The sequence below is a fragment of the Xanthomonas sp. CFBP 8152 genome (genome assembly GCF_014199025.1).
Lineage (GTDB): Bacteria > Pseudomonadota > Gammaproteobacteria > Xanthomonadales > Xanthomonadaceae > Xanthomonas > Xanthomonas arboricola_B.
Genome location: NZ_JACHNO010000014.1, coordinates 1 through 2,577, shown reverse-complemented (window position 1 = coordinate 2,577; position 2,577 = coordinate 1). Strand labels below are relative to the sequence as shown.

Annotated in this window: 4 protein-coding genes and 1 pseudogene; 2 read left to right on the top strand and 3 right to left on the bottom strand. The window is 56.8% G+C overall.

Features of this window, described 5'->3' with window-relative positions; translation table 11 throughout:
* Nucleotides 1-104: 104 nt before the first annotated feature.
* Complete coding sequence (locus tag FHT09_RS20065) at nucleotides 105-746, top strand: MobA/MobL family protein (RefSeq protein ID WP_104607600.1); 642 nt, start codon at nucleotides 105-107, stop codon at nucleotides 744-746.
* Here the strand turns inward: FHT09_RS20065 and FHT09_RS20060 are convergent.
* The 3 genes and pseudogenes from FHT09_RS20060 to FHT09_RS20050 all read right to left on the bottom strand — a co-directional run bounded on the left by FHT09_RS20060 (nucleotide 673) and on the right by FHT09_RS20050 (nucleotide 1,724).
* Nucleotides 673-882: a hypothetical protein gene (locus tag FHT09_RS20060; protein WP_181141490.1), complete on the bottom strand. Its 210-nt coding sequence runs from the start codon at nucleotides 880-882 to the stop codon at nucleotides 673-675. The genes FHT09_RS20065 and FHT09_RS20060 overlap by 74 nt on opposite strands.
* A gap of 89 nt (nucleotides 883-971) precedes the next feature.
* Nucleotides 972-1,363 (bottom strand): annotated as a pseudogene (locus FHT09_RS20055) (hypothetical protein).
* Nucleotides 1,364-1,412: 49 nt separating this feature from the next.
* Complete coding sequence (locus FHT09_RS20050; RefSeq protein ID WP_011269839.1) at nucleotides 1,413-1,724, bottom strand: hypothetical protein; 312 nt, start codon at nucleotides 1,722-1,724, stop codon at nucleotides 1,413-1,415.
* Nucleotides 1,725-1,914: 190 nt separating this feature from the next.
* Here FHT09_RS20050 and FHT09_RS20045 point away from each other — a divergent pair, with 190 nt between their 5' ends.
* Nucleotides 1,915-2,268, top strand: a complete 354-nt coding sequence (locus tag FHT09_RS20045; protein ID WP_175422426.1) for a helix-turn-helix transcriptional regulator — start codon at nucleotides 1,915-1,917, stop codon at nucleotides 2,266-2,268.
* Nucleotides 2,269-2,577 lie beyond the last annotated feature (309 nt).

The following is a 2,577-nucleotide window of genomic DNA, read 5'->3' as shown; positions in this document are numbered from 1 at the left end:
CGCCCACATCAAGCGCTGAAGATGATGACCCCGGACGCAGCCTACACCGCTACATTAACCGCATGACCTGAGCGGAAACCGGTGGGTCATTACACAACAGCACTGTGTGCCGAGACTTCGCCATCGCGCTGCCGCACGAGCTTGATGACCCAAAGCGCTGGGACCTGACCCTGGATATCGCACATCGCCTGATTGAGCGATATGGCTTTGCCCTGCAAGCGAGTCACCATCGCCCGACCAAAGATGATCCTCGCTACTTCTACGTCCATCTGCTCGCGACAACCAGGCGCATGCAAGCCTCTGGCTTGACCCAGAAGACACGGGTGCTCGATGGGCGCATCAATGGCAAGCAGGAAATCGAATGGATCCGCGCCATGATCGCTGATCGGATCAATGCACACCTTGAACAGGCCGGCATCGGTAAGGCGGTTGAGCATCGGCCCTTGACGGAACGCTTAGAGGCGATGCGAGGCAGCGGGATCTTTGTCCAAGGACAAGCAAGCTTCGAGCAGCTTCTGTCCCGTTACCGCCAAGAGGGGCGACTGTTGAGCGTGCCGGATGGCCACACGGCGGAACAGGCCCAGCGCGAGCGCCCAGGACCAGGCATGGACACTTCTACTGATGAGACTTCGGTGGCGAAGATGCCTATCATGCCGGCATCCGTTGGCAGACTCAGTTCAAGTAGGGAAGACGAAGCTCTGTCAGCAATCCAGGCAGATCGAAGCGGCCATCAAGATACGCATTGAGGGCGTCGGCCATGTGCTGATCAACGCCAAAGCCAGCCGCATGCTGTTGGGCGATCCAGCCATCAACATGGGCTTGGCGGAGTTGATGTTCTTGGTGGTCCAGAGGTAAGGCTTGCTGACTGACGGAAGGAGGCATGGCGAAGAATCCAAGTGGCTGATGCACTTGATTCGTATCATAAAGCGGATCTTCGTCAAGCCACCCCTGGTCGCTCGCAAAACGAGCGGTCAGAGCTTCTCTCCCTCATTGATCGCCTGATTCAAGATCTCATACCACTGGTTCATCTCGCGCTCGCTGCCGAACTTGATCGTCCAGACTGGATGATCCACATCTCGAACGCTGACCGTGATCGTTCCTTCCCGCCTTGAGTTGTGCCAGTGCTTCTCCCAAGAGCGAACATCCATCAACGGTAGATCTTCACTGTCCTGCCGACACGAATCTTCAACCGCGACCGCTCAATCGAGATCGCCAAAGCGCCTTGTCGTCCAAAATAGAAGCGATCAAACTCCCGACCAAAGACCTCCCGCTGGTTGCGCAATCGGTCAGCCCGATTGACGGCAAATGCGACCAGCACCGCTGTGCCCAGGGCAAGCAAGATGAGAAACGTGCTAACGGTCATGTGAACTCCTGAGAACAGAATGGGACCATCGTTGATTGCAGACGGATGGCTATTGGACGCGGCCGGTGATCTTCCAAGTGCCGCCCACCTTGGTGAAGGTGTAGACGCCATCCATTTGATGACCAAAGTCCCGCTCCATGGCTTCAACCTTGGCACTTACGTCACAGGTGTAGCTGGGCGCACCTTCCGCCTTCGTGCACTGGTTACTCTCGAAGTCTTCGATGCGCGCCTCTTCGTTGCTGTTCGCTTTGACGAACTGCAAAAAAGCGTGCTCCCGCTCAGTCTCAGCGGGGCCGCCGCCAGAGCAAGCCACTAGAGAGACGATCAACGTGCCGATGATGGCAAAGCGAGCTTTGGACATAGGAATCCTTGGATAAGCGAGAGCAAACGGATTGGCACAGATGCATAGCCGTTTAAGGCCGGCATGGCCGCCTCAGGCATCGGCCCCGTTGCAGTTGACAGCGTGCCGGGGCAACGTCAGTATGCGTTCAACGAATGATTCGTTCAACGAATTTTTGCAAGGCGCGTAACTCACGTTCATCCTTGTAGGGATGAGCATCCCCCAACCTGACATCCTGTCGTTGTTCGCTGCGCGGCTTAAAGCGCGCCGCCTAGCAATTGGCCTTGTGCAACAGGACTTGGGTGTCGCTCTTGGATTGGAGAGTCGCATCGCTCAGGCTCGCATCAGCCGCTACGAAACGGGCACGCATGTCCCAGATCTCAAGACTGCCTTGGATCTGGCCGATGCACTTGGTGTGTCCCTCAGTTCCCTGGTCGCCGAGTCTGATCGACTTGGTCAGATCATCGAGCTGGTGCGCCAGCTGCCCGAGGGTCAGCAGGAAGAGTTGGCGAAACACTTGTCTGCACTCGCCGCATCGTCTCCTTCGAAAGCCGAAAAAGAGTAGGCCGAACAACCTAGGCGACGGACAAGGTCTCACTCGGGGAGCAGCGAAGGACGTCGCAAAATTGCGGCTCAGCCCAGCGCAGCGATCCCTCTGGCGCATAGTGAGAAGGTCCTTGCTGGTGTCTTGGCATGCGTGCAGATCAGACAATTCCTACACAGATGCCAACACCCATCCGATCTGAGCGGGCGGTGTGATCCTGTAATCTTGCGAGCGGATGTAATGACCCACTGAATTCCTGCTCAGGTGTTACTTTCCCCGAAGGAGACACCGATGAGCGAAGTGATGGAAGAAGAGATCAAGCGCTGGACG